We start from the raw sequence: 23,710 nt of genomic DNA on the forward strand, positions 1-23,710 counted from the left end.
AAGAATAAATGTGTTAAATGTCGCCGCACAAAACGCCATAAAATCAGCAGACGAAAATCCTCAATCGACTGGCAAAGCCAAGCACAGCAAGCATTCCCCCGATTATCTCAATAATCCTGACGAAAGGCGCCTGGCCGATTCAAACTAACCCCGCCTGGCATGATTCCGATGCCCTGCACGTGACGTGCCTTTGGTGCGCCAACGCACCATACGGAGCTATTAATTGGTATTCAGGCGGCGCAAATAAGCCACCGCCTCCACACCATAAATTCGAGAATAGCGAAGATATTTAAATTTTTAAATCCACCGACAAATCCCGCACCAACCAATCAGGCATTTTTATTCATTCGATGAAATGGATCATAGGCATTGCCGGTCATTCGTTCAAGCCGGCCGAACGGCTAAAATCGGCCGGCTTAAAACCGTCGCTTACATGACTCGCAAGCCGAGTTCGGTCACCAGCACGGCCGCCTGCTGATGTGAAATCGTCGCGCCTTTGAAGAGCCCGGCATCGACGAGCCGCACGCCGCTCAGATCGGCCTCGCGCAAGTCTGCGCCCTCAAAGCGCGCGCCCTTCAGATGCGCGTCCTTCAGACTGCCGCCGTCGAAAACCGCCTCGCGGAAATCGACCCCGGCGAGATCGGCGTCGGAGAAATCGAGTTGTTGCAGCGTCGCCTTGCGAAACGACAGCCCGCGTAAATGCGCCCCCACCAGCAAGGTCTCAACAAAGCTCAAGCCCAGCGCCGCGCAACCTTCGAAATTCGCGCCGGTCAGCTTGCAGCTGTGAAACGACGCCGACGCAAGCTTCGCGCGCCGCCAGCCGGTGTTGTTCAGATCGCTCGACTGGAACGCCGCATCGACCAGATCAGCCGACGCAAAATCCGCCTCGCGGCCGCGGCACCGGACCCAGCGGCTATGCGACAGCATCGCGCCGAAAAACGAAGTCTCGACGATCGTGCAGCGATGAAACTCGGCGCCGCGCAGATCGAGTCGCGACAGATCGGCACCTTCGAAATCGCAGTCGGTGAAATGCAGTGGCTCCTTGCTGAGCGCGACGAGGCGCTCCACGTCGGCGCGCGTGAGCGTCGCGTCGGTTACCACGTGAGCTTGCGCGCCCGAAACCGGCGCCGTTGAATCCTGTGACATGAAGGTGGAGAATAAAAATCGAAAGATCCTAAGCGTACCGGAACGCGTGCCGCCATGGCGGTCGTCGCCTTTGGTTTATAGTAACGGCCCGTCAGAAACCCCGCCCACAATGACTTCCAACGACGCCTCTCATAGCCCGCTGTACGCCAAGCTGCTCGCGGAAACCGCCAAAATCGGCTGGACCGAACTCGAACGCTTTTTTGCGCGCGGCATGCTGCTGCGCGTCGCGCGCGACCTCGATCTGGTCAGCGTCGCCGAAGCAATCGCCAGCGACGACGCCACGCAAGTCACGCAATGGCTGTCGTCCGGCCTCGTCGAACGCGTGCAGGCGAAGACCGCCGCCGATTTCGCCGCGCGCGATCCCGACCTGTGGGCGGTGGTCGTGTCGCCGTGGGTCTGTGTGCAGGAACGTAGTTGAGCGAGACCGCGCCCGGCGCGGGGGTGCTCGACGCGGCAGCGTCCGCCGTGCCCGCGGTGCCAATACACTGGCATCGGCGCGTGCTGACGCTGGCGTTTCCGATCGTCCTCGCCAATCTGACGCAACCGATCCTCGGCGCGGTCGATACGGCCGTCGCCGGACATCTGGACGGCGCGTCGTATCTCGGCGGCGTCGCGCTCGGCGGTCTGTTCTTCAACTTCGTGTTCTGGGGCTTCGGCTTCCTGCGCATGGGCACCACGGGGCTCGTCGCGCAAGCACATGGCGCGGGCGACCAGGCCGAGTTGCGCAATAACGTCGTGCGCGCGCTGTTGCTGGCGGCCGCGATCGGCGCGGCGCTGCTCCTGCTGCAAGCACCGCTGATCGGCTACGCGTTGCGCGCGTTCGGCGGCAGCGACGCGGTACAGCGCCACGCACAGATCTACTGCCACGCGCGCATCTGGGCCGCGCCGCTCGCCCTCGCCAACTACGTCGTGCTCGGCTGGCTGCTCGGCACGCAGCGGGTGCGGCTCGCGCTGCTGTCGCAGGTGTTCATCAACAGCGTGAACATCGTGGCAGTGCTGCTGTATGTGTACGTATTCGATTGGGGCGTAGCCGGCATCGGCGCGGCCACGGCCACGGCCGACGCGCTCGGCTTCGTGCTCGGCGCCGCTTTGTTGTGGCACGGACGGCCGCGCGGCCTGCCCGCGCTGAACCGCGCCGCATTATTCGACGCGGCGGCCCTCAAGCGTCTGGTGGCGTTGAATCGCGACATCTTCGTGCGCACGCTGTGTCTGCTTGCATCGTTTGGCTGGTTCGCGCATCTCGGTGCGAGACAGGGCGACGCCACGCTCGCCGCCAACGCGCTGCTGCTCAATTTTCAGACCTTCATGGCCTATGGACTCGACGGCTTCGCGCACGCCGCCGAAGCGCTGGTCGGCGCCGCGATCGGCGCACGCGACCGGCACGCGTTCCGTCAGTCGGTCAAGGTGACGGCGCTGTGGTCCGCACTCGGCGCAGTCGGTTTCTCGCTGGTGTACTGGGGCGCGGGGGCGTGGATCGTCGAACGCCTGACCGATCAGGTTGCGGTGCGCGCCACTGCTGAAGCCTATTTGCCGTGGGCGGCGCTGTCGCCGGTGATTTCCGTATGGGGTTTTCTGCTCGACGGTGTGTTCATCGGCGCGACCCGCACGCGTGAATTGATGATGTCGATGGCGGTGTCGTTTGCGGTGTTCGTCGCGGCGTCGTGGGCGTTGCTGACGCTGTACGGCAATCACGGCTTATGGGCCGCGATGCTGATCTTCATGGCCGCGCGCGGCGCGACGCTCGCGCGCTTTTTGCCGGGCGTCGTGCGCGGTCTGCCCAAGGTGCCAAGGACGCCAGGCGTGCCCATTTAACGTTTGTGCAGTATGCCGTTACGGCTTGAAACAAGCGCATACATATGCGGCACACCGCTCGCCCTAGAATGCTTGCAGCCCGTGCTCTCCGCGCGAACAGTCTGCGCGGGTCAGAAGCGCCGGCGTGCCCGCGCCGGCGCTTCGTCTTTCCTTTTTCTCCTTGAAGCAGCGAGCCCGGCCGGCACGGCGCGGCTTCCGAAGCGGCCCGTCAAGCAGGTCGCGTCACGCTGACCACAACCCATCAAGGCGCGGCGGGCGAGGGCATCATCGAAGGCGGCCGGTCGTCGGTTGGCACTCCGTGATAGTCGGCCGGATCTTTCGGCGGTGGCCCGCCATGATGACCGGATGGGTTGTCCGCACAGCCGGTCAGGCCGGCAGCCAGCAACAGCGCAATCAGTAGAACGCGATTCATAGACTCTCAAGGCAGAATGAACATAGCGGCGGCAAAGCGCCAAGAGTCTACCTGCAAAGCGTAATCCACGGTTCCCCGGCACACAGCCTCCCCCCTCCCATTTCGTTACGCGTGTCCTACTATGGAGGCATGGCTGCATCATCAAAGGAGACTGCTATGGACGCTGAATCGATCGCGGGTCTGGTCGGACTCGGAATTGGTCTACTCGTGCTGCTCGCCTTGTCGATTTTCGAAATGAGAACCTACCGGCGCGAACACGACGGCGAAGGCATGCTGCACCACTGGCTGACTCATCAGCACCTGCCGGACTGGATGCATCGCCGGCATTGAGGAAGAACCACCCGCTCGTGCGTTTGTGCGCTTGCGCACATTCCGGCTATTAAGCCGCCGATACACTGCGCTCGCACACTCGAAAGAACACTAACAGCGACGCGCAAGGGATGGGGTAGCCATGAGCAGGATGAGCGGCAGCAGCCTCGATAAGATCGTTTGGGAAATCCGGCACGTCGCGCTTCACGAAGGCGACGCGCTGACGGTCGACAGCGCGATCCTCGGGCTCGCCGACTGTCTTAACCGCCGCGACGATCTGCCGGCCGCCGACCGTCGCGCGCTGATGCACGCCGCAGCGCTGTTGTGGCGCACGGGCTTCAATCTCTCCAACAGGCGGCAAACAAGCACCGCGACCGCGCATTGATACGGTCTTGCCGGCATCGCCACGCGATGCCCTCCGGCGTGGCCGGCGTCGCGTCGATCATCGTGATCGGGTTGCTGTTGATAGGACGCATATAGGCATGCGGACATGCGCCTTTGCGCTCCGTTTTCAGTCCGACGCAATTCACCATTGACTCTGGCACCCAATGCCACGTAGAATCTCGGATTCGTCGGAGCGTAGCGCAGCCTGGTAGCGCATCTGATTTGGGATCAGAGGGTCGTAGGTTCGAATCCTATCGCTCCGACCACGAAAGCATTACGAAACCCGCGTCGCCTCCGGCTTCGCGGGTTTTTGCTTTTGGGCCGCATTTTGGGCATTGTGGCGTCTGTTTGGACGTTTGAGCGCGCTGCGGGCAGCGTTTGACGTGCGGCGAATCGCTAGCGAAATCCAGCGGACTTCTTCGATATACGCTGTCGCTTATACAACCCGCCCGGGCCATTGCCTTGCGGCATCGCAAGCCCGCATGCGACAGTGATCGAAACACCGGCGCCGCTTTCCCCACCGCAACCAGAGTCAAGGAGACACGCATGAATCTGATCCTCTGGCGTCACGCCGAAGCCGAAGATGTCGCCCCGAGCGATCTCGCCCGCGCGCTCACCACGAAGGGCCGCAAACAGGCACAGAACGTCGCCAAATGGCTGCGCACCCGCCTGCCCGAGGACGCGGTGATTCTCGCGAGCCCCGCGGTGCGCACCATCCAGACCGCCGAAACCTTGAGCGACCAGTATCGCGTGGTGCGTGAGCTCGCCCCCAACGCCAGCGCCAACGACGTGCTCACCGCCGCCGGCTGGCCCGAAGGCATCGCGCAAACCGTCGTGATCGTCGGCCACCAGCCGACCCTCGGCCACGTCGCAGCCCTGCTGCTCGCCAACAGCGAAGCGAGCTGGCCGCTGAAGAAGGCCGGTGTGTGGTGGATCTCCAACCGTGAACGCAACGGCGACGAACAGGCCGTACTGCGCGCGGCGATGAGTCCCGATTTGATCTGAGCCTGCGCGGCGCGGCCTCGAACGCTACCCCAGGCGCGGCCACACACGGTCGCGCCGGCACAACACATCCGCGTGACATGACAAGCCGCGAGCCCGCAGCTTACGGGCAGTCATCCAATCGTCACGACTTTGCCATGCGATCGTCACCAGGCGTTACTACATTGGCGAAAAAAGAAATCTCCCTTTTTTCGACCAGGACGCCACATGCGAGAACTGCCGACGCCCACCCTGCCCCTCGCTTCGATCTTCGAGTTGCGCCGTCTGCCGCGCGCCGAAGAGACGGTCACCGCCCAGCATCGCCTGCAAGTCACATGGGCACGTACCGACGAAGAACTGCGCGAGGCCCAGCGGCTGCGCTACCGGGTGTTCGCCGATGAAATGGGTGCCCGCCTGACGGGCCCCGCCGGTCTCGACGTCGATTCGTTCGATTCGTATTGCGATCATCTGCTGGTGCGCGATCTCGACACGCTGAAAGTTGTCGGCACCTATCGCGCGTTGCCGCCGCATCAGGCCGCGCGTATCGGCCGTCTGTATGCGGAGAGCGAGTTCGACGTATCGCGTCTCACGCACCTGCGCGCCAAGATGGTCGAAGTCGGCCGTTCATGCGTGCACCCGGACTACCGCAGCGGCTCGGTGATCATGTCGCTGTGGGCGGGCCTCGCCGCGTACATGAAGCACAACGGCTACGAAACGATGCTCGGCTGCGCGAGCGTCGCGATGGTCGACGGCGGTCACTACGCGGCGAATCTGTATTGCTCGCTGCGCGACAATGCGCTGACGACGCCGGAATATCGCGCGTTTGCGCATACGCCGCTGCCGGTCGACGAGCTGCAAACAGGCGCGGACGTCGCACCGCCGCCGCTGGTGAAGGGCTATCTGCGTCTTGGCGCGAAAATTTGCGGCGCACCGGCCTGGGATCCCGACTTCAACACGGCGGACTTTCTGACGCTGCTCCGTCTTTCCGAAATCAACGCACGTTACGCAAGGCACTTTTTGGGCGATACGCTGCCGCGTTGATTGCCCCGGAGACGCTCGACGCATCTGCGACGCGCATAAAAAAAGCCCGGCGAATTCTGCCGGGCTTTTTTTCAACCAACGCTTTTTATTCGTCCGTGTAGACCACGCGATACGGGATGCCAACCTTCTCCCACTCCGCAGCCTCCTGAATCAAGCTGTAATCCGTGAGCGGATTGTTCGCGACCCATTCGTTCGGCAAGCGCACTTCGTAGCCACCGTTCGCCTGCGCGACCGCGATGCCGGGCAAACCGACATCGGCACGCCGACGGCACAGCAGCGCCGCGAGCCTCAAGCAGAACAACAGCGGCCATTCCACTTCGCGCGTTTGCGACAGCTTGCCGAGCTTACCCGCGTGGCCGAGCACCAGCGCGGCGAGCCGCGCCTGATCGGTGCGCGAAAAACCCGGCATGTCCGCATTGCTCGCGATATAGGCCGAATGCTTGTGATATGCGCTGTGCGAAATCGACAAACCGATTTCATGCAAAGCCGCGGCCCAACCGAGGAACATCCGGTTTTCCACGCGACGCTCGTCATCCGGCTCCGAGAACTGATCGTAGAAACTCACCGCCAGTTCGCCGATACGTCCCGCCTGCGCACGATCGACGCCATAGCGCCGCATGAAACCCCCGGCGGTCACCGTACGCATGTCTTCGTGCTGCGCGCGGCCCAGCAGGTCGTACAGCACGCCCAGACGCAACGCGCCGTCCGTTGTATCGACGTAATCGACGCCGAGTTCATCGAACACCGCCAGCATGATCGACAAACCGCCAGCCAGCACCGGAATCCGATCGGCCTTCAACGCGACAAGCTTCAGACGATTGACGTTCTCCGCCTTGATCAACGCGCGCTTGAGCCGTTCGAGCCCGCCGCGCGAAATGCCGTGCGTGACGCCCGGATCGTTGAAGCCGTTCGCCTCGACCAGTTCGGCCAGCGCGCGCGCCGTGCCCGATGAGCCGATCGCCTGCTCCCAGCCGGTCTTTTTGTACTCGGCGGAAATGATCTGGATTTCGCGGCTCGCGGCGAGTTCGGCCTGGCGCATCGTGTATTCGTCGACATTGCCCGCTGGAAAGAACGCGCGGCTATGGCTCACGCAGCCGATATACAGGCTTTCCATCTTGATCGGCGTGTAGTGCGAACCGATGATGAATTCCGTCGAGCCGCCGCCGATATCGACCACCAGCCGCTTGCCCGAGCTCGCGGGCACCGAGTGTGCGGCGCCGGCATAAATCAGACGGGCTTCTTCGCGGCCGGCGATCACTTCAATCGGGAAGCCAAGCGCGGCTTGCGCCTCGCCGAGAAACTCGTTGGCGTTCTTGGCGATGCGCAGCGTGTTGGTGGCGACCGCGCGAACATGATCGGGATGAAAGTCGCGCAGCCGTTCACCGAAGCGCTTCAGCGCATCCCAGCCGCGCACTTGCGACGCGCGATCGAGCATCTTGTCGCTCGACAGACCGGCGGCGAGGCGCACCGGTTCGCGCAACGCGTCGACCTGATAAATCTGGCTGCCCGCGTCGGTTTCCTCGACCCGGCCCACGATCAGCCGGAAGCTGTTGGAGCCGAGATCCACGGCAGCGAGGAGTTGTGGAGTATTGACCATCGATTGAGCGGACTCCATGCGCGCGAGCGCGGCAGCCGAGGATGCAGAAGACGCCGTATGCGTCTTGTAGCCGGCCGCGCTGTTCAAAGACGCCATTTTAAGCGTACCGGACCTCACGTTGTCACCTCGCAGTGTAGGGTGTGCGCCATGGTCCCATATACACTGCGTCATATTGACGACACGCGAAGAATACAGCGTAGAATTTAAGACATCGAGAATGTCATAACTACGTAATCATACTGTGAGAATTTCCGAGCGTCTTTCCGCCTCTCTTCCTGACATTCCATTCTCGCTGCCGATGTCCATCCGCTACCCGTTATTGAATCGCGAGCTGGGCATTCTGGGTTTCAACGAGCGTGTGCTGGCACAAGCTGCCGACCCCGCCGTCCCTTTGCTCGAACGCCTGCGCTTCATCTGTATCACCAGTAGCAACCTCGACGAATTCTTCGAAGTCCGGATGGCCGGACTGCAGGAGCAGATGCGCGACAACCCGGGCGCGCTGTCGCCCGACGGCATGTCGCTGCAACACGTGTACGACCTCGTGGTCGAACGCGCGCAGAGGCTCGTGCATCGTCAGTACACGATGCTGCACGACACCGTGTTCACCGCGCTCGAAGCAGAAGGCATCTACTTTCACGGTACCGAAGCATGGAACGAAGCGCAGACCGAATGGGCGCGCAACTACTTCTTCGACGAACTGCTGCCGGTGCTCACGCCGATCGGACTCGACCCGGCACATCCCTTCCCGCGTGTGCTCAACAAGAGCCTGAACTTCGTCGTCGAACTGGAAGGCAAGGATGCCTTCGGCCGCCAGGCGATGATGGGCATCGTCCAGGCGCCGCGAGCGTTGCCGCGCCTCGTGCGGATCCCGCAGGAGCTGTCGGGCTATCCGCATGGCTTCGTGCTGCTCAGCTCGCTATTGCAACGCTTTGTGGGCGAGCTGTTTCCGAATCTGGTGGTGCGCAGCTGCAATCAGTTTCGCATCACACGCAATAGCGAACTATTCGTCGACGAAGACGAAATCACCAATCTGCGCGTCGCGTTGCAGGGCGAATTGCCGGCTCGGCACCTGGGCAATGCGGTGCGGCTGGAAGTGTCGGCGGAAACGCCCACGCACGTCGTGCGGCGTCTGCTCGACGAAAGCAGTCTGTCGGACAAGGACTGCTATTACGCCGACGGCCCCGTGAATCTGGTGCGCCTGATGCAGTTGCCGGAGATGGTGGACCGGCCCGACCTGAAGTTCGTGCCGCACATCCCCGCCATACCGCCGCGGATCGCCAACAGCACCAGTCTGTTCGACGTGATCGATCAGGACGACGTGCTGCTGCATCATCCGTACGAGAGCTTTCAGCCGGTGCTCGAACTGCTGTTGCAGGCGGCCAAAGATCCGAACGTGGTGGCAATCAAGCAGACGATCTATCGCACCGGCACCGATTCGCCGCTAATGGACGCGCTGATGCAAGCCGCTCGCAACGGCAAGGAAGTCACCGTGGTGGTCGAACTGCTCGCGCGCTTCGACGAAGAAACCAACATCAACTGGGCGTCGCAACTCGAAGCGGTGGGCGCGCACGTCGTCTACGGCGTGGTGGGCCATAAGTGCCACGCGAAGATGATGCTGATCGTGCGGCGCGTGTCGGTGGGCGGCAAGACTTCGCTCAAGCGTTATGTTCACCTCGGCACCGGCAACTACCACCCGCGCACCGCACGGCTTTACACCGACTTCGCCCTGCTGACCGCCGATCAGAAAATCTGCGAAGACGTCCACCACGTATTCCAGCAACTGACCGGCATTGGTGGCGAATTGCGGCTGCATGAGTTGTGGCAATCGCCGTTCACGCTGCACCCGAAACTGGTCGAAGCGATCCGCGCGGAAGCCGAGCATGCGCGCGCCGGCAAGAAAGCGCGCATCGTCGCGAAGATGAATGCGCTGCTCGAGCCGACCGTGATCGCCGAGTTGTACGAAGCGTCGAAGGCGGGCGTGAAGATCGATCTGATCGTGCGCGGCGTGTGTTCGTTGCAGCCCGGCGTGCCCGGCTTGTCGGAGAACATCACAGTGCGCTCGATTGTCGGGCGCTTTCTCGAACATCATCGCATCTTCTACTTCTATGACGGCGGCAAGGAACAGGTGTATCTGTCGAGCGCCGACTGGATGGACCGCAACTTCTTCCGTCGCGTCGAAGTGGCGTTCCCGGTCAACAACCGTCGTTTGAAGCGGCGCGTGATTGCTGAAGGCTTGTCGGCGTTTCTCGGCGACAACCAGTCCGCGTGGTTGATGCAAAGCGACGGCCACTATCGCCGGCGGCGGCCCGGCAAGTCCTCGCGCAATGCGCAAATGAGTTTGCTGACTAAATTCTGTTCGTGAGCGAATCAGCGAGCGAACCAGGCTCGTAAAAAAACCCGCCTTGTTTCCAGGCGGGCTTTTTTACGGGTCAACGTTGTCAAACCGGCGCCGGGTGCCTGCGTGCCGTGCGATACACCGGGAAGCGCACGGTGAACGTGCTGCCGCGCCCCTCTTCACTCTTCACCTCGAGCAGTGCATCGTGCCGTTGCAGCACATGCTTGACGATCGCGAGCCCGAGGCCCGTACCGCCGGTATCGCGCGAACGGCTGCGGTCGACGCGATAGAAGCGCTCGGTCAGCCGTGGAATGTCCGCAGCCGGAATTCCCAGCCCGCTATCGGTGACCGAAAACACCGCACTGCCGCCGCTCGCTTGCCAGCTCACCTGAATCGCGCCGCCATCCGGTGTGTAGCGGATCGCGTTAATCACGAGGTTGCCCAACGCGCTGAGAATTTCCGTTTCGACGCCGGTGACCGTGAGCCCTTCGTCGGTGTCGAACACGATCTTGTGATGGTCGCTCGACAGACTCTCCGCGTCCTCCTTCAGATGCCGCAACACCGCGCGCATATCGATCATCTGATCGCTTGGCGGCTTGTTGTCGCCTTCCAGTTTGGCCAGCACCAGCAGATCGTTGACGATATGACGCATGCGCGACGCCTGCTGTTCCATCAGTTCGAGGTAGCGCGAGCGTTCGGCTTCGCTCAACGGCAACTCGCGCATCGTCTCCAGAAAGCCCGATAGCACGGTGAGCGGCGTCTTGAGTTCATGCGAGACATTGGCGACGAAGTCCCGGCGCATCGCGTCCGTGCGCTCCAGTTCAGTGATGTCTTGCGAGAGCACCAGCTTGCGATTCTCGCCGTACGGAAACACCTGCACCGACAGCACGTTCTGGCGCTTGTCGCCCATCCCGCGCATGATCAGCATTTCTTCGTAGCGGTGCGAATTCAGATAGCGGACGAAGTCGGGCTGGCGCACCAGATGGGTGATGTGCTGACGCAGATCGCGTTTCGCGTCGAGTCCGAAATGGACTTCGGAGATCGCGTTGCACCACTCGATCTGGTCGTGATCGTCGAGCATCGCGACGCCGTTCGGCGACGCCTGGATCGCCTGGATGAAACGCGAGTGCTGCTGCTCGACCTGACGCACCTGCGCATGCCAGCGCTTCGCGAGCTTATGCAGACGGTAATAGATTTCGCCCCAGATACCGGGAGCGCTCGGCACTTCGCCATAGACCGGCGCGTCGAGCAGGCGCCATAAGCGCTGCTTGTGAAAGGTGCTGAAGATGCTCTGCGCGAGCAGCAAAACGATCGCGAGGGCCAGTCCTGCCTTGACGTTCACCAGTGCGCCGACCACCGCGCACAGAACAGCCAGCAGCACGACCGACACGAGGGAGCGCGCCCAGATGATGTTCATGTTCTAGCGATCGAAGAAAAAACCGTACGCGCCGTGATCCGAGACCGCGACGCCTATTCATCACGCGCGTGACTTAGGTGGTGTAAGCGCCATTACCTACGGTTACCAGCGCCTTCAGCGCTGCCGAAGAAGTTAAGCGCTCTTCGCGAGCCGGTAACCGCTGCCGCGCACCGTTTCAATCATAGCATCGCACCCGGCCGGTTTGAGCGCCGCGCGCAGACGCTTGATGTGCACGTCCACCGTGCGTTCTTCGACGAATACGTGATCGCCCCACACCTGATCGAGCAGTTGCGTGCGGCTGTGCACGCGCTCCGGATGCGTCATGAAAAAATGCAGCAGACGGAACTCGGTCGGGCCGAGATCGAGCTTGATCTCGCTGCCTTCGGCATGCGCGGCCACCCGGTGCGTCGCCGGGTCGAGTTTCAGACCGTTGATCGCAACGACGTCTTCGGTCAACTGCGGCGCGCGGCGGCGCAACACGGCCTTGATGCGCGCCATCAGCTCTTTCGGCGAGAACGGCTTGGTGACATAGTCGTCGGCGCCGATTTCAAGGCCGAGCACCTTGTCCTGTTCGTCGCCGCGCGCGGTCAGCATGATGATCGGAATGTGCTTGGTGCGTTCGTTGTTACGCAGATCGCGTGCGAACGCGATGCCAGACTTACCCGGCAACATCCAGTCGAGCAGGACGAGGTCGGGCAACACATCGCTGATCAGGTTCTGCGCCTGCTCCGCGTTGTACGCGCGAATCGGGCAGTGTCCGGCGTGTTGAAGATTGACCGAAATCAGTTCGGAAATGGCGGGCTCATCTTCAATGACGAGAATGCTGCTGGGCATCGGCACCTCTTTGACCTTTATGCTGAGTTAACTGAGGGCTTCGCGTTCGAGCGCGTCGCGCGACTTGTGGCGCACGTCGGTGCCCTTGACGATGTAGATGATGAATTCGGCGATGTTCTTCGCGTGGTCGCCGATCCGCTCGATCGCCTTGGCGATGAACAGGAAGTCGAGGCCCACCGAAATCGACCGCGGATCTTCAGTCATGTACGAAATCAGCTTGCGCACGAACGCGCGGAATTCCTCGTCGATCGCCTTGTCGTCGCGCACGATCTGCGCGGCGGCCACTGTGTCGAGGCGGGCAAACGCGTCGAGCGCGCGGCGCAGAATCGAAACGGCCATTTCACCCGACAGCTTGATCTCGGCGATATTGATGGTGCGCGATGCGCCGTCTTCCATCAGACGCTTGGTGCGCTTGGCGATCTTTTCGGCTTCATCGCCGGCGCGCTCGAGATTCGTGATGGTCTTCGAAATCGCGATCAAGAGGCGCAGGTCACGCGCGGCCGGCTGACGGCGCGCGATGATGTTGCTGCACTCTTCGTCGATCTCGACTTCCATCGTGTTCAGGCGTTCTTCGGCCGCGATCACCTGTTCGGCGACGTCGAGGTCGAAGTTGTTGAGCGCGATCATCGCGTTGACGATCTGCGATTCAACGAGACCGCCCATTTCGAGGACCTTCGACGAAACGAGATTCAGGTCGGCATCGAACTGGCTGGACAGGTGTTTATCGGACATGTCGTACTCCGTTATTTTTTGCTCGTCGGCTTAGCCGAAGCGGCCGGTGATGTAATCCTCGGTTTCCTTGCGGACCGGTTTGATGAAGATCTTTTCGGTGTCGCCGAATTCGATCAATTCGCCGAGGTACATATAGGCAGTGTAGTCCGAACAACGCGCCGCCTGTTGCATGTTATGGGTCACGATCACCACCGTGTAATCGCTCTTCAATTCGGCGATCAGTTCTTCGATGCGGCCCGTTGAAATCGGGTCGAGCGCGGAGCACGGTTCGTCGAGCAGCAGCACTTCAGGACGGATCGCGATGCCGCGTGCGATACACAGGCGCTGCTGCTGGCCGCCCGACAAACCGTAGCCGCTCTGACCCAGCTTGTCCTTCACTTCGTTCCACAGCGCGGCCTTGGTCAACGCCCATTCCACGCGGTCGTCCATTTCCGAGCGCGGCAGTGTTTCGAACATCTTCACGCCGAACGCGATGTTGTCGTAAATCGACATCGGGAACGGGGTCGGTTTCTGGAACACCATGCCGATCCGCGCGCGCAGCAGCGAAATATCGCGCTTGGAGGTCAGCAGGTTTTCGCCGTCCATCAGAATCTCGCCTTCGGCGCGTTGCTCCGGATAGAGCGCGTACATCTTGTTGAAGGTGCGCAGCAGCGTGGACTTGCCGCAGCCCGACGGCCCGATGAACGCGGTCACCTTGCCTTCGGGAATGTGCAGATTGATGTTCTTCAGCGCGTGATATTTGCCGTAGAAGAAGTTCAGGTCGTTGACCTCGATCTTCGGACGCGACGGCGTTTGCGCCTGGCCGCTTTGGGCGGGATCGAAACCGGCGGGCGCGGTGGGACGCGCGATCGGATTGAGTTGAGTTTCTGCCATATTCATCGGATTACACTCCGCCCTTACTTATTCGAAAAGATCGTGCGCGCGAGGATGTTCAGTCCCAGCACCGCGAGCGTGATCAGGAAGACGCCGGCCCACGCGAGCGATTGCCATTGCGCAAACGGGCTCATCGCGAACTTGTAGATCGTGACCGGCAGGTTCGCGACCGGCTGGCCCATGTCGAACGAGAAAAACTGGTTCGACAGCGCCGTGAAGAGCAGCGGCGCGGTTTCGCCGGCGATCCGTGCGACGCCGAGCAGCACACCGGTGACGATGCCGGCAATCGACGCCTTCAGCGTGATCGACAGCACCATCTTCCACTTCGGCGTGCCGAGCGCGAAAGCGGCTTCACGCAGTGCATTCGGCACCAGCTTCAACATGTTTTCGGTAGTGCGGATCACGATCGGAATCTGCAGCAGCGCGAGCGCGAACACACCTGCCCAGCCGCTAAAGTGACCCATCTTCGCCACGACCAGGGCGTAGACAAAGAGGCCCACCACGATCGACGGCGCCGACAACAGAATGTCGTTGATAAACCGCGTGACGCTTGCGAGCCAGCCTTTCTGACCGTACTCAGCCAGATACACGCCGGCGAGAATACCGATCGGCGTGCCGACGAAGGTCGCGAGTCCGACCAGCATCAGGCTGCCGACGATGGCGTTGGCGAGCCCACCGCCATCGGTGTTCGGCGGCGGCGTCGATTGCGTGAACAACTCGACCGACAAGCCGCCGATACCCAGACGCAGCGTCGTATAGAGAATCCACACGAGCCACACCAGGCCGAACGCCATCGCCCCGAGCGACAGCGTCAGCGCGACGGCGTTCTTCATGCGACGGCGGCCTTGCAGACGCACGCGCATCGCTTCTAGCGCGTCGGCGTCGTTCGAACCCGGCATTTTCAAAGTGGGCTGGCTCATTTCGCGCCCTCCCCTTTTTCGAGGCGAAGCAGCATGACCTTCGAAATCGCCAGCACGACGAACGTAATCACAAACAGAATCAGGCCGAGTTCCATCAGCGCCGACGTATGCAGGCCCGGATCCGCTTCGGCGAATTCGTTGGCGAGCGCCGAGGTAATGCTGTTGCCCGGCGAAAACAGCGAAACGTTATCGAGCAGATTGGTGTTGCCGATCACGAAGGTGACGGCCATCGTTTCACCAAGCGCGCGGCCGAGGCCGAGCATCACGCCGCCGATCACACCGCTCTTCGTGAAGGGCAGCACGATCTTCCACATCACTTCCCAGGTCGTGCAGCCGATGCCGTACGCCGATTCTTTCAGCAGCACCGGCGTGACTTCGAACACGTCGCGCATCACCGAGGCGATGTACGGAATGATCATGATCGCGAGAATCACACCCGCGCACAGGATGCCGATACCGATCGGCGCGCCCCGAAACAGGGCACCGACGAAGGGAATGCCGCCGAGGACCGCGCCGAGCGGCTTTTCGAACCACGTCGCGAAGATCGGCGCGAACACCAGCAGACCCCACATGCCGTAGACGATCGACGGAATCGCGGCGAGCAGTTCGATCGCGATGCCGAGCGGCCGGCGCAGCCACGCGGGTGAGAGTTCGGTCAGAAAGAGCGCGATGCCGAAGCTGACCGGCACCGCGATGATGAGTGCAATGATCGAGGTGGCGATCGTGCCGTAGATCGGCACCAGTGCGCCGAATTGCTTGCTGGGTGGATCCCAGTCGGCGGTCCACAGGAAGCTGAGGCCAAATTGCTTGATCGACGGCATGGACGCGACGATCAGCGAGACGATGATGCCGCCGAGCAGCAGCAGCGTGACAATGGCGGAGAGGCGTGCGAGGCCGCCGAAAATAACGTCGCCGGCGCGGCTGGGCGCTTTTTGCTGCGCCGAGCCGCCGGGCGGTGTCGACCTGGTCGCGCCAGACGCTAAATGGATGTCGGACATGAGAGCCTGATGGACCTGTTTCCAGTTGCCGTATGACACGTGTCGTGCGGCCGGTAATGCCGATGGCCGTCCTCACACGAGGACGGCCAACGTGTTACGTGATGCTTAAAGCCAGGCTTACTCGGCGAGCGCCTTGCCCGAAGCGTCCTTCACCTTCGACTTCCATTGCGTACGGATTTCCGACACAACCGAATCCGGCAGCGAGATGTAATCCAGATCGTTTGCAGCTTGCGTGCCGTTCTTGAATGCCCAGTCGAAGAACTTCAGCGTTTCGGCGCCTTGCGGAGCCTTATCTTGCGTCGTGTGCAGCAGCACGAACGTTGCGCCGACGATCGGCCATGCGTTCTTGCCCGGTTCGTTCGTCAGGATCTGATAGAACGACTTGGACCAGTCCGCGCCCGCTGCCGCTGCCTTGAACGTTTCCGTCTTCGGCTCGACCACCGTGCCCGTCGAGTTCTTCAGCGCCACGTACGTCATGTGGTTCTGCTTCGCGTACGCCCATTCCACGTAGCCGATTGCGCCCGGCAGACGTTGCACGAAAGCGGCGACGCCGTCGTTGCCCTTGCCGCCCGTACCCGTCGGCCAGTTGACCGTCGAACCTTCACCGACCTTCGACTTCCAGTCTGCGTTGACTTTCGACAGGTAGTTCGTCCAGATGAAGCTGGTGCCCGAACCATCGGCGCGGCGAACCACGGCGATGTCGGTATCCGGCAGCTTGACCTTCGGGTTCAGCGCAACGATCGCCGGATCGTTCCACTTCTTGATCTTGCCCAGATAGATGTCGCCCAGCACTTCGCCCGACAGCGTCAGTTCAGCCGGCTTCACGCCCGGCACGTTGACAACCGGCACCACGCCGCCGACCACTGTCGGGAACTGGAACAGGCCTTCCTTGGCGAGCTCATCGTCCTTCAACGGAGCGTCAGAACCGGCGAAGTCGACCGTCTTCGCGACGATCTGCTTGATACCGCCCGACGAACCGATACCCTGGTAGTTAACCTTACCGCCGCCGGATTTCTGATAGGCGTCGGCCCACTTCGTGTAGATCGGTGCTGCGAAGGTGCTGCCCGCGCCGGTGATGTCTGCGGCTTGCGCTGCGATCGCGAAAAGCGCGCCAGCGACGCCAGCGAACACGGTTTGCATCAATTTCATGAGACCTCCAAGGGTGTGAGCGGTGTGAGCGAGTAACACGAACACCGCGAAGCTTAGGGTCTCTTTGTGACAGTAACGTGACTAACCGTGAAACGTATGTGACAGTCTGATTACAAAGGTGAAAGGCGTTCCGGCGGCTGAATCTGGACTTTTACGGCGCTGCTGCCGTCGCTATAGCGATTAGGCGAAAAAGATGGGGCGCGAACGTTTGCGTATAGCGAACGGCATGTGGCGTGGGATTTTCGGGCTTGCCGGGTGCCGGCGCAGGACGAGCGGGTTGTCGTCTCCATTGTCGTCCCTTACCGGCGCTACCTGATGGAAGTGTTCGCATAAGCCGTAGCCAGCTTCACGGCGTTGGCGATCGTTTCGGCATGATGGACCGCGTCGTTGACGTGTTCCGCCTCGACCATCACACGCAGCACCGGCTCGGTGCCCGATGCGCGGATCAGCACACGGCCGCGACCATTCAACGCACCCTCGGCGTTGCTGATCGCGCGACGGATCGCGTCGCTGCCCTGCCAGTCCGCACCCGGCTGCATCCGCACGTTGATCAGCTTCTGCGGGAACAGCGTGACGCCGTCGAGCAATTCGGCGAGCGTTTTGTCGCTGCGCTTCATCGCCGCCAGCACCAGCAGCGCTGACACGATACCGTCACCGGTCGAATGGCGGTCAAGGGAGAGAATATGGCCGGAGCCTTCTGCACCCAGTTGCCAGCCGTGCTCGCGCAACTGTTCGAGCACGTAGCGGTCACCCACTGCCGCGCGGACGAACTTCACGCCGGCTTGCTGCAACGCGACTTCGACCGCCATGTTTGTCATCAAGGTGCCGACAGCGCCTTCCACCTTGCCGTCGGTCGCGATCCGGTCCTTTACCAGCACGTACAGCAGCTCGTCGCCGTTATACAGGCGGCCGGCTGCGTCTACGACTTGCAAACGGTCGGCGTCGCCGTCGAGTGCGATGCCGAGGTCCGCGTGGTTCGCCCGCACGGCGCGCACCAGCGCGTCCGGTGCGGTCGCGCCGACACCGTCGTTGATGTTGAAGCCATTCGGCGCGACGCCGATCGGGATCACGTCGGCGCCGAGTTCATGGAACACGTGCGGCGCGATGTCGTACGCGGCGCCGTGCGCGCAATCGACGACCAGCTTCAGGCCGCGCAGGTCGAACGCAGCTGGAAAGGTGCTCTTGCAAAACTCGATGTAGCGGCCAGCTGCGTCATCCAGGCGCCGGGCCTTGCCGAGTTGCTCGGAGGCCGCGCACGCGAGCGGCAGATCGAGTTGCTCTTCGATCTGCAATTCCACTTCGTCCGGCAGCTTGTTGCCGTCGGCGGAGAAGAACTTGATGCCGTTGTCGTAGTACGGGTTGTGCGACGCGCTGATCACCACGCCCGCGGCGAGCCGCAGCGCGCGCGTCAGATAGGCGACGCCAGGCGTCGGCATCGGGCCGGCCAGCATCACGTCGACACCGGCGGCGGAAAAGCCCGATTCGAGCGCGGCTTCGAGCATATAACCCGAGACGCGGGTGTCTTTGCCGATCAGCACCGTGGGTCGCGCGCTCGTCCTGGCCCAGCGGTCCGCGCCCGCAAGCACCTTGCCGGCCGCATAGCCGAGCCGCAAAACAAATTCCGGCGTGATGGGTCCTTCCCCGACCTTGCCCCGAATCCCGTCCGTTCCGAAATAACGACGTGCCATCTTTTATGTTCCTCCTTGGCTTTTGGGCTCAGCCACGCGCGCGGCTGCGATTCGCCGCGTCGCGCATGGCTGCCCATACTTTCAATGCATCTATTGTTTGCGCGACATCATGCACGCGCAGGATTGCGGCGCCCCGCTCGGCGGCGCACACCGCTGCGGCAATGCTGCCCGCGACACGCTCCGGCGCCGGACGCCCGACCACCGCGCCGACCATCGACTTGCGCGACATACCTGCAAGGATCGGGAACGGCGGCGCCGCATGCGGCGCTGTGTCCGGCAGATGCGCGAGCATCGCGTAATTATGTTCGACCACCGCCTTGCCGAAGCCAAAACCCGGATCGACGCTGATGCGCGCGCGGGCGACGCCCGCTTGCATCAGCGTCGCTACGCGCTCTTCGAGAAAACCGCGGACTTCGGCGACCACATCGCCATAGGCTGGCTCGCCGAGCTGCATGGTCTGCGGCTCACCGAGCATATGCATCACGCACAGACCGCATTGACTGTCGCGCACGGCGTCGATCGCGCCGGGCATCCGGAAGCCCCAGATGTCGTTGATCAGATCGGCGCCCGCTGCCAATGCGTGGCGCATGACTTCCGGCTTGTACGTATCGACCGACAGCGGCATATTCGCGCCGCGCAGTTGCTCGACCAGCGGAATGACCCGCTCCAGTTCTTCGTCGAGCGGCACCGGCGGCGCTCCGGGGCGGGTCGACTCGCCACCGATGTCGATGATGTCCGCGCCATCGAGGAGCATGCGCTCGGCCTGGCGCAGCGCGTCGCCGCGCATTGCGTACTTGCCGCCGTCGGAGAAGGAATCGGGCGTGACGTTCAGGATGCCCATCACCAAGGGGCGCTCAAAGGTCAGTTTGAAGCGGCCGCACTGCAGCGGCTCGGGAATGGGAAGAGAAGGGAATTCGACTTTCGACACGTAGCGGTCATTCATATAAAACGGATAAATGCAAAACGGGCCGGTGTGAATCACACCGGCCCGCACTTTCTTCTTGTCGCCTATCAGGCCGGCGCGGTCGCGCTCCCCGGCTTGACCTCGGTGCCCGGGCTGCCACCCGACGACGCGTCGCTTGCCGACGGCGGCGAACTCTTCGGCGAGCGCGGCGGACGGCCTGCCATGATGTCGTTGATCTGATCGGCGTCGATCGTCTCCCACTCCATCAGTGCGGCGGTCATTGCTTCGACCTTGTCGCGGTTCTCGTCCAGCAAGCGCTTCGCAAGATTGTACTGTTCGTCTAGCACGCGACGGATTTCCGCATCGACCTTCTGCTGCGTCGCTTCCGAAATGGTCCGCGTGAAGCCGCGGCCAAACGGCGTAGCGTCGTTTTCGTCGTCGACGTAGACCATCGGTCCGAGCGCGTCCGTCATACCGAAGCGAGCCACCATGGCGCGGGCCGTAGCCGTTGCCTTGTTGAAGTCGTCCGATGCGCCGGTGCTGATCAGGTTCAGGAACAGTTCTTCTGCGACACGGCCACCGAACAGGATCGCCAGGCGATCCAGCAGGTAGTCCTTCGAATACGTTTCGTTGTCATGCTCCGGCAACTGCCACGTTACGCCCAGCGCACGGCCGCGCGGAATGATCGTGACCTTGTGCACCGGATCGGCCTTCGGCAACAGCTTGGCGATCACCGCGTGACCCGACTCGTGATACGCGGTGGCACGCTTCGATTCTTCGCGGATCACGGCCGACTTGCGTTCCGGACCCATGAAGATCTTGTCCTTCGCGTCTTCGAAGTCCGTCATTTCGACAATGCGCTTGCCGCGGCGAGCCGCGAACAGCGCCGCTTCGTTCACCAGGTTCGCCAGATCGGCGCCCGAGAAGCCCGGCGTGCCGCGTGCGATGACCGCAGCGTCCACGTCGTTCGAAATCGGCACCTTGCGCAGGTGAACCTTCATGATGTGCTCGCGGCCGCGGATGTCCGGCAGACCGACGTACACCTGACGGTCGAAACGGCCCGGACGCAGCAACGCCTTGTCGAGCACGTCCGAACGGTTCGTTGCAGCGATCACGATCACGCCCGAGTTCGCCTCGAAGCCGTCCATCTCGACCAGCATCTGATTCAAGGTCTGTTCGCGTTCGTCGTTACCGCCGCCCATGCCGGCGCCGCGATGACGGCCGACCGCGTCGATTTCGTCGATGAACACGATACACGGCGCATGCTTCTTCGCCTGTTCGAACATGTCGCGCACACGAGCCGCGCCGACACCGACGAACATTTCGACGAAGTCCGAACCCGAGATGCTGAAAAACGGCACCTTCGCTTCACCGGCAATGGCACGAGCCAGCAGCGTCTTACCGGTTCCCGGCGGGCCGACCAGCAGCACGCCGCGGGGAATACGGCCACCCAGCTTCTGGAATTTCTGCGGATCGCGCAGGAAGTCGACCAGTTCGGAGACTTCTTCCTTGGCTTCGTCGCAACCGGCGACGTCGGTGAAATTGATTGCGTTGTTGTTTTCGTCGATCAGACGTGCGCGGGATTTACCGAACGAGAACGCACCGCCTTTCCCGCCCCCCTGCATCTGTCGCATCATGTAGAACCAGAAACCGATGATCAGGATCGTCGGCCCAAGGTAGTACAGCGCGGACACCAGCGCATTCGGTTCGTCATCGGCCTTGCCGCTCACCTGAACGCCATACTTCATCAGATCGCCGACCATCCAGATGTCGCCCGGCGACACGATCTGGTACTTCTGGCCGTCTGCTGGAGTGACCGTGAGGTTCCGCCCCTGAACGATGACAGTCTTGACTTTGCCGTTCTTTGCGTCGTCCATGAACTGCGAATAGGAAACGCCTTCCTGGACACGGGGCTTGTCGAACTGCTTGAACACCGTAAACAGCACCAGTGCGATAACCAGCCACACTGCTGCCTTCGAAAACATATTGTTGTTCAAAGCACCACTCCTTCACTTAGACGGGCGCCTACATTTGCCTTGCGGCACCACGAAAGCATTCTAATCCAGTCCGCAGACCCCTGCCATAAGGTTTCACTACCACAGAAATAGCGTAGCGGGCAGTCGTAGCGCCATTTTCCGGCGCCACCGGGCCTTTATCGGCTCATGCGGAACTATGCTGCTGCGCCCCTTTTATGCGGGCCGCTTCAGATGCTTACCCAAAATAAACGTTTCTGACGATTTGTCCCGCGACGCTTTCGGCTTGCGGGCCGCCACCACCTTGAACTGATGCTTGAACTTTTCGACAATCTGGCTGTAACCGCTGCCGTGAAAACATTTGACTAAAAGGGCACCATCCGGCTTCAGGTGATTCTGCGAGAATTCCAGCGCGAGATCGCATAGATGCTCGATTCGCGCGGCATCCGCCACCGCCACGCCCGACAGGTTGGGCGCCATATCCGAAATTACAAGATCAACCTGACGCTCTCCGACTAATTCTTCGAGTTGGCCGAGCACAGTATCTTCGCGGAAGTCGCCCTGGATGAAGTGGACGTCGGCGATCGGCTCCATCGGCAGGATGTCCAGCGCGATGATTGTGCCGTCGATGCCACCCTCGCGTTCCGCGTCGCGCTGCGAGCCCTTGGCGAGCTTGTTGCGGACGTACTGGCTCCAGCTGCCCGGCACCGAGCCGAGGTCGACGATCACCTGGCCTGGCCGGATCAGCTTGTCCTGCTCATCGATTTCCTTGAGCTTGTAGGCTGCGCGGGCGCGATAGCCCTCCCGCTGCGCCATTTTTACGTACGGGTCGTTGATGTGATCGTGCAACCACGCCGTGTTGAACTTGTTTTTTGCCATTAAACGTTGAACTCTTGCTGCGTTATGTTGCGCTTTAGGGGATAATACGCGGTTAATTCGCGCGGCCACCGCCAAAACTGGCAGTCATCCGCGATTCTGTTGTTCTGACGCGCCGCCCTGCGCAATTGGCCGAATCTCTCGGAAATGCAGGTGCCGCCATTTTAGTCGAGTCTCCCACTTTCCATGCCAGCCCTTAAAGTCTCTTCCGATCAACGCGCCGAATTGCGCTCCCAGGCACATGCGCTCAAACCGGTCGTGCTCGTCGGCGCCGAAGGGTTGACCGACGCCGTGCTCGCCGAAATCAAGGTCCACCTTGGCGCTCATCAGCTGATCAAAATCCGCGTGTTCGGCGACGAACGCGAAGAGCGCATCGCCATCTACGAACAAATCTGCGACAAGCTGAACGCCGCGCCGATTCAGCATATCGGCAAGCTGCTGGTGATCTGGAAGCCGGAAACATCGCAACCGGCCGTGAAGACCAGGCGCGGCGCCCTGCCGAGCGCCCGCGAAGCCGCTGTCGATGCCAAACCGGGTAAAGGCCGCGCACCTCGCGTGGTGACGGTCGTGAAGCCCAGCGAGATCCCGATGCGCAAGCCGAAGGCGAAAGCTGTCGTGGTGCGCGGCAATGAACGCGTGACCCAAGGCGGCAACATCAAGCGGGCCAAGAAACGCCAGACCAGCGCGAAGCGCTCGCACCAGTCGTCGAAGTAAGCGAATCATGAGGGTGCGGGCGAAGGCCCGCACCTTGGCGTGTGCTGCGTGGGCAAATCCCTTAAGCAAGCCGGAGCCGCACGCCACTCAGCCGGCTGCTTTCCCCGCAGCACCGTGAGCGCCCTGCTCCGCCGCCGTTATGCCGACGCTTGCCGGCAGCTTCCACACCAGTGCCACGCCCAGCAGGCTTTCGATCAGATAGAACAGACTCGACACGCCATGCAGGATGCCGAAGCGCGCCGCATAAGCCGAATGCCCGACATCGCTGCCCGCTTCGAGCGCGGCAACGCGCATGGCATTCATGAACGGCTGCAACGCGAAGTAACCGACCAGCACGCACATCAGCATTCCGGCGATCAGCCAGCGCAAACGGCGATAAGCATCGCTCCCGCGGTGAATCAGCACATTGGCCAACCCCAGCAGCAAGATGCCGCACACCGCGCCCAGCACACCTTCGATGCGAAACAGTTGCGCCGCGACCGCACCCGCCGTCATCCTGTCGAGCGAGGTGAACAGTACGGGCGCAACGGCATAGCCGATAGTCAACAGACTACCGACCCACACCACCGTCAGCAGACGGAACAGTCGATGCGGCATCAAGGACACCGGTGCCGC

At 61.9% G+C, this 23,710-nt stretch carries 23 protein-coding genes and 1 tRNA gene; 9 read left to right on the top strand and 15 right to left on the bottom strand.

The features are described 5' to 3' along the window. Nucleotides 1–429 precede the first annotated feature (429 nt). Nucleotides 430–1,146, bottom strand: coding sequence for a pentapeptide repeat-containing protein (locus AC3WOG_RS15120; RefSeq protein ID WP_492578747.1), 717 nt, complete (start codon nt 1,144–1,146; stop codon nt 430–432). A gap of 109 nt (nt 1,147–1,255) precedes the next feature. Here AC3WOG_RS15120 and AC3WOG_RS15125 point away from each other — a divergent pair, with 109 nt between their 5' ends. Beyond that, the gene (locus AC3WOG_RS15125) at nt 1,256–1,564 is read left to right on the top strand and encodes a DUF2288 domain-containing protein (RefSeq protein ID WP_492578749.1); all 309 of its coding nucleotides are present in this window, start codon (nt 1,256–1,258) and stop codon (nt 1,562–1,564) included. Continuing rightward, the gene (locus AC3WOG_RS15130; protein WP_492578750.1) at nt 1,561–2,958 is read left to right on the top strand and encodes an MATE family efflux transporter; all 1,398 of its coding nucleotides are present in this window, start codon (nt 1,561–1,563) and stop codon (nt 2,956–2,958) included. Before AC3WOG_RS15125 ends, AC3WOG_RS15130 begins: the two co-directional genes overlap by 4 nt. Nucleotides 2,959–3,199: 241 nt before the next feature. On the opposite strand, the gene AC3WOG_RS15135 is transcribed toward AC3WOG_RS15130, so the two are convergent. After that, complete coding sequence (locus tag AC3WOG_RS15135; protein WP_492578751.1) at nt 3,200–3,370, bottom strand: hypothetical protein; 171 nt, start codon at nt 3,368–3,370, stop codon at nt 3,200–3,202. A 156-nt stretch (nt 3,371–3,526) separates the two neighbouring features. Here AC3WOG_RS15135 and AC3WOG_RS15140 point away from each other — a divergent pair, with 156 nt between their 5' ends. The 5 genes from AC3WOG_RS15140 (at nt 3,527) to AC3WOG_RS15160 (ending at nt 6,085) form a co-directional block, all read left to right on the top strand. Beyond that, nucleotides 3,527–3,700: a hypothetical protein gene (locus tag AC3WOG_RS15140; protein ID WP_341314790.1), complete on the top strand. Its 174-nt coding sequence runs from the start codon at nt 3,527–3,529 to the stop codon at nt 3,698–3,700. Between the two features lie 121 nt (nt 3,701–3,821). Then, nucleotides 3,822–4,064 carry a hypothetical protein gene (locus AC3WOG_RS15145; protein ID WP_492578752.1) on the top strand — a complete coding sequence of 81 codons (243 nt, stop codon included), beginning with the start codon at nt 3,822–3,824 and terminating at the stop codon, nt 4,062–4,064. A gap of 188 nt (nt 4,065–4,252) precedes the next feature. Then, nucleotides 4,253–4,329: transfer RNA gene (locus tag AC3WOG_RS15150), tRNA-Pro, on the top strand. 280 nt (nt 4,330–4,609) lie between these two features. Further along, the gene (sixA, locus tag AC3WOG_RS15155) at nt 4,610–5,068 is read left to right on the top strand and encodes a phosphohistidine phosphatase SixA (RefSeq protein WP_492578753.1); all 459 of its coding nucleotides are present in this window, start codon (nt 4,610–4,612) and stop codon (nt 5,066–5,068) included. 204 nt (nt 5,069–5,272) lie between these two features. Then, nucleotides 5,273–6,085 (top strand): GNAT family N-acetyltransferase, encoded by an 813-nt coding sequence (locus AC3WOG_RS15160; RefSeq protein ID WP_492578754.1) that lies wholly within the window; start codon nt 5,273–5,275, stop codon nt 6,083–6,085. Between the two features lie 85 nt (nt 6,086–6,170). Here the strand turns inward: AC3WOG_RS15160 and ppx are convergent, their stop codons facing one another. Then, entirely contained in the window at nt 6,171–7,778 is a 1,608-nt protein-coding gene (ppx, locus tag AC3WOG_RS15165; protein WP_492578755.1) for an exopolyphosphatase, read from the bottom strand. A 202-nt stretch (nt 7,779–7,980) separates the two neighbouring features. Here ppx and ppk1 point away from each other — a divergent pair, with 202 nt between their 5' ends. Further along, nucleotides 7,981–10,044 (top strand): polyphosphate kinase 1, encoded by a 2,064-nt coding sequence (gene ppk1, locus AC3WOG_RS15170; protein WP_492579812.1) that lies wholly within the window; start codon nt 7,981–7,983, stop codon nt 10,042–10,044. 76 nt (nt 10,045–10,120) lie between these two features. On the opposite strand, the gene phoR is transcribed toward ppk1, so the two are convergent. The 11 genes from phoR to AC3WOG_RS15225 all read right to left on the bottom strand — a co-directional run bounded on the left by phoR (nt 10,121) and on the right by AC3WOG_RS15225 (nt 22,384). Then, nucleotides 10,121–11,434 carry a phosphate regulon sensor histidine kinase PhoR gene (phoR, locus tag AC3WOG_RS15175; protein ID WP_492578756.1) on the bottom strand — a complete coding sequence of 438 codons (1,314 nt, stop codon included), beginning with the start codon at nt 11,432–11,434 and terminating at the stop codon, nt 10,121–10,123. 132 nt (nt 11,435–11,566) lie between these two features. Next, entirely contained in the window at nt 11,567–12,268 is a 702-nt protein-coding gene (phoB, locus tag AC3WOG_RS15180) for a phosphate regulon transcriptional regulator PhoB (protein ID WP_006051991.1), read from the bottom strand. 27 nt (nt 12,269–12,295) lie between these two features. Continuing rightward, nucleotides 12,296–13,000 (bottom strand): phosphate signaling complex protein PhoU, encoded by a 705-nt coding sequence (gene phoU / locus AC3WOG_RS15185; protein ID WP_028199154.1) that lies wholly within the window; start codon nt 12,998–13,000, stop codon nt 12,296–12,298. Between the two features lie 30 nt (nt 13,001–13,030). Beyond that, complete coding sequence (gene pstB, locus AC3WOG_RS15190) at nt 13,031–13,879, bottom strand: phosphate ABC transporter ATP-binding protein PstB (protein WP_492578758.1); 849 nt, start codon at nt 13,877–13,879, stop codon at nt 13,031–13,033. 17 nt (nt 13,880–13,896) lie between these two features. Beyond that, on the bottom strand, nt 13,897–14,793 hold the full coding sequence (pstA, locus tag AC3WOG_RS15195) for a phosphate ABC transporter permease PstA (RefSeq protein ID WP_492578759.1): 897 nt from the start codon (nt 14,791–14,793) through the stop codon (nt 13,897–13,899). Continuing rightward, nucleotides 14,790–15,791 (bottom strand): phosphate ABC transporter permease PstC, encoded by a 1,002-nt coding sequence (gene pstC / locus AC3WOG_RS15200; protein ID WP_492578760.1) that lies wholly within the window; start codon nt 15,789–15,791, stop codon nt 14,790–14,792. The genes pstA and pstC overlap by 4 nt, the downstream gene beginning before the upstream one ends. 117 nt (nt 15,792–15,908) lie before the next feature. Further along, a complete protein-coding gene (gene pstS, locus AC3WOG_RS15205) occupies nt 15,909–16,940 on the bottom strand; it encodes a phosphate ABC transporter substrate-binding protein PstS (protein ID WP_492578762.1) in 1,032 nt (343 codons plus the stop codon). Nucleotides 16,941–17,248: 308 nt separating this feature from the next. Next, nucleotides 17,249–18,628, bottom strand: a complete 1,380-nt coding sequence (gene glmM / locus AC3WOG_RS15210) for a phosphoglucosamine mutase (RefSeq protein WP_492578764.1) — start codon at nt 18,626–18,628, stop codon at nt 17,249–17,251. Between the two features lie 28 nt (nt 18,629–18,656). Further along, nucleotides 18,657–19,571, bottom strand: coding sequence for a dihydropteroate synthase (gene folP, locus AC3WOG_RS15215; RefSeq protein ID WP_492578765.1), 915 nt, complete (start codon nt 19,569–19,571; stop codon nt 18,657–18,659). 68 nt (nt 19,572–19,639) lie between these two features. Continuing rightward, a complete protein-coding gene (gene ftsH, locus AC3WOG_RS15220) occupies nt 19,640–21,529 on the bottom strand; it encodes an ATP-dependent zinc metalloprotease FtsH (RefSeq protein WP_410836066.1) in 1,890 nt (629 codons plus the stop codon). A gap of 192 nt (nt 21,530–21,721) precedes the next feature. Beyond that, the gene (locus tag AC3WOG_RS15225; protein WP_492579813.1) at nt 21,722–22,384 is read right to left on the bottom strand and encodes an RlmE family RNA methyltransferase; all 663 of its coding nucleotides are present in this window, start codon (nt 22,382–22,384) and stop codon (nt 21,722–21,724) included. Between the two features lie 183 nt (nt 22,385–22,567). Here AC3WOG_RS15225 and AC3WOG_RS15230 point away from each other — a divergent pair, with 183 nt between their 5' ends. Then, nucleotides 22,568–23,095, top strand: a complete 528-nt coding sequence (locus AC3WOG_RS15230; RefSeq protein WP_492578766.1) for a YhbY family RNA-binding protein — start codon at nt 22,568–22,570, stop codon at nt 23,093–23,095. Between the two features lie 87 nt (nt 23,096–23,182). Here the strand turns inward: AC3WOG_RS15230 and AC3WOG_RS15235 are convergent, their stop codons facing one another. Next, nucleotides 23,183–23,692: a DUF4149 domain-containing protein gene (locus tag AC3WOG_RS15235; RefSeq protein ID WP_492578767.1), complete on the bottom strand. Its 510-nt coding sequence runs from the start codon at nt 23,690–23,692 to the stop codon at nt 23,183–23,185. Nucleotides 23,693–23,710: the final 18 nt, after the last annotated feature.

It is taken from the genome of Paraburkholderia sp. FW306-02-B (assembly GCF_058782725.1).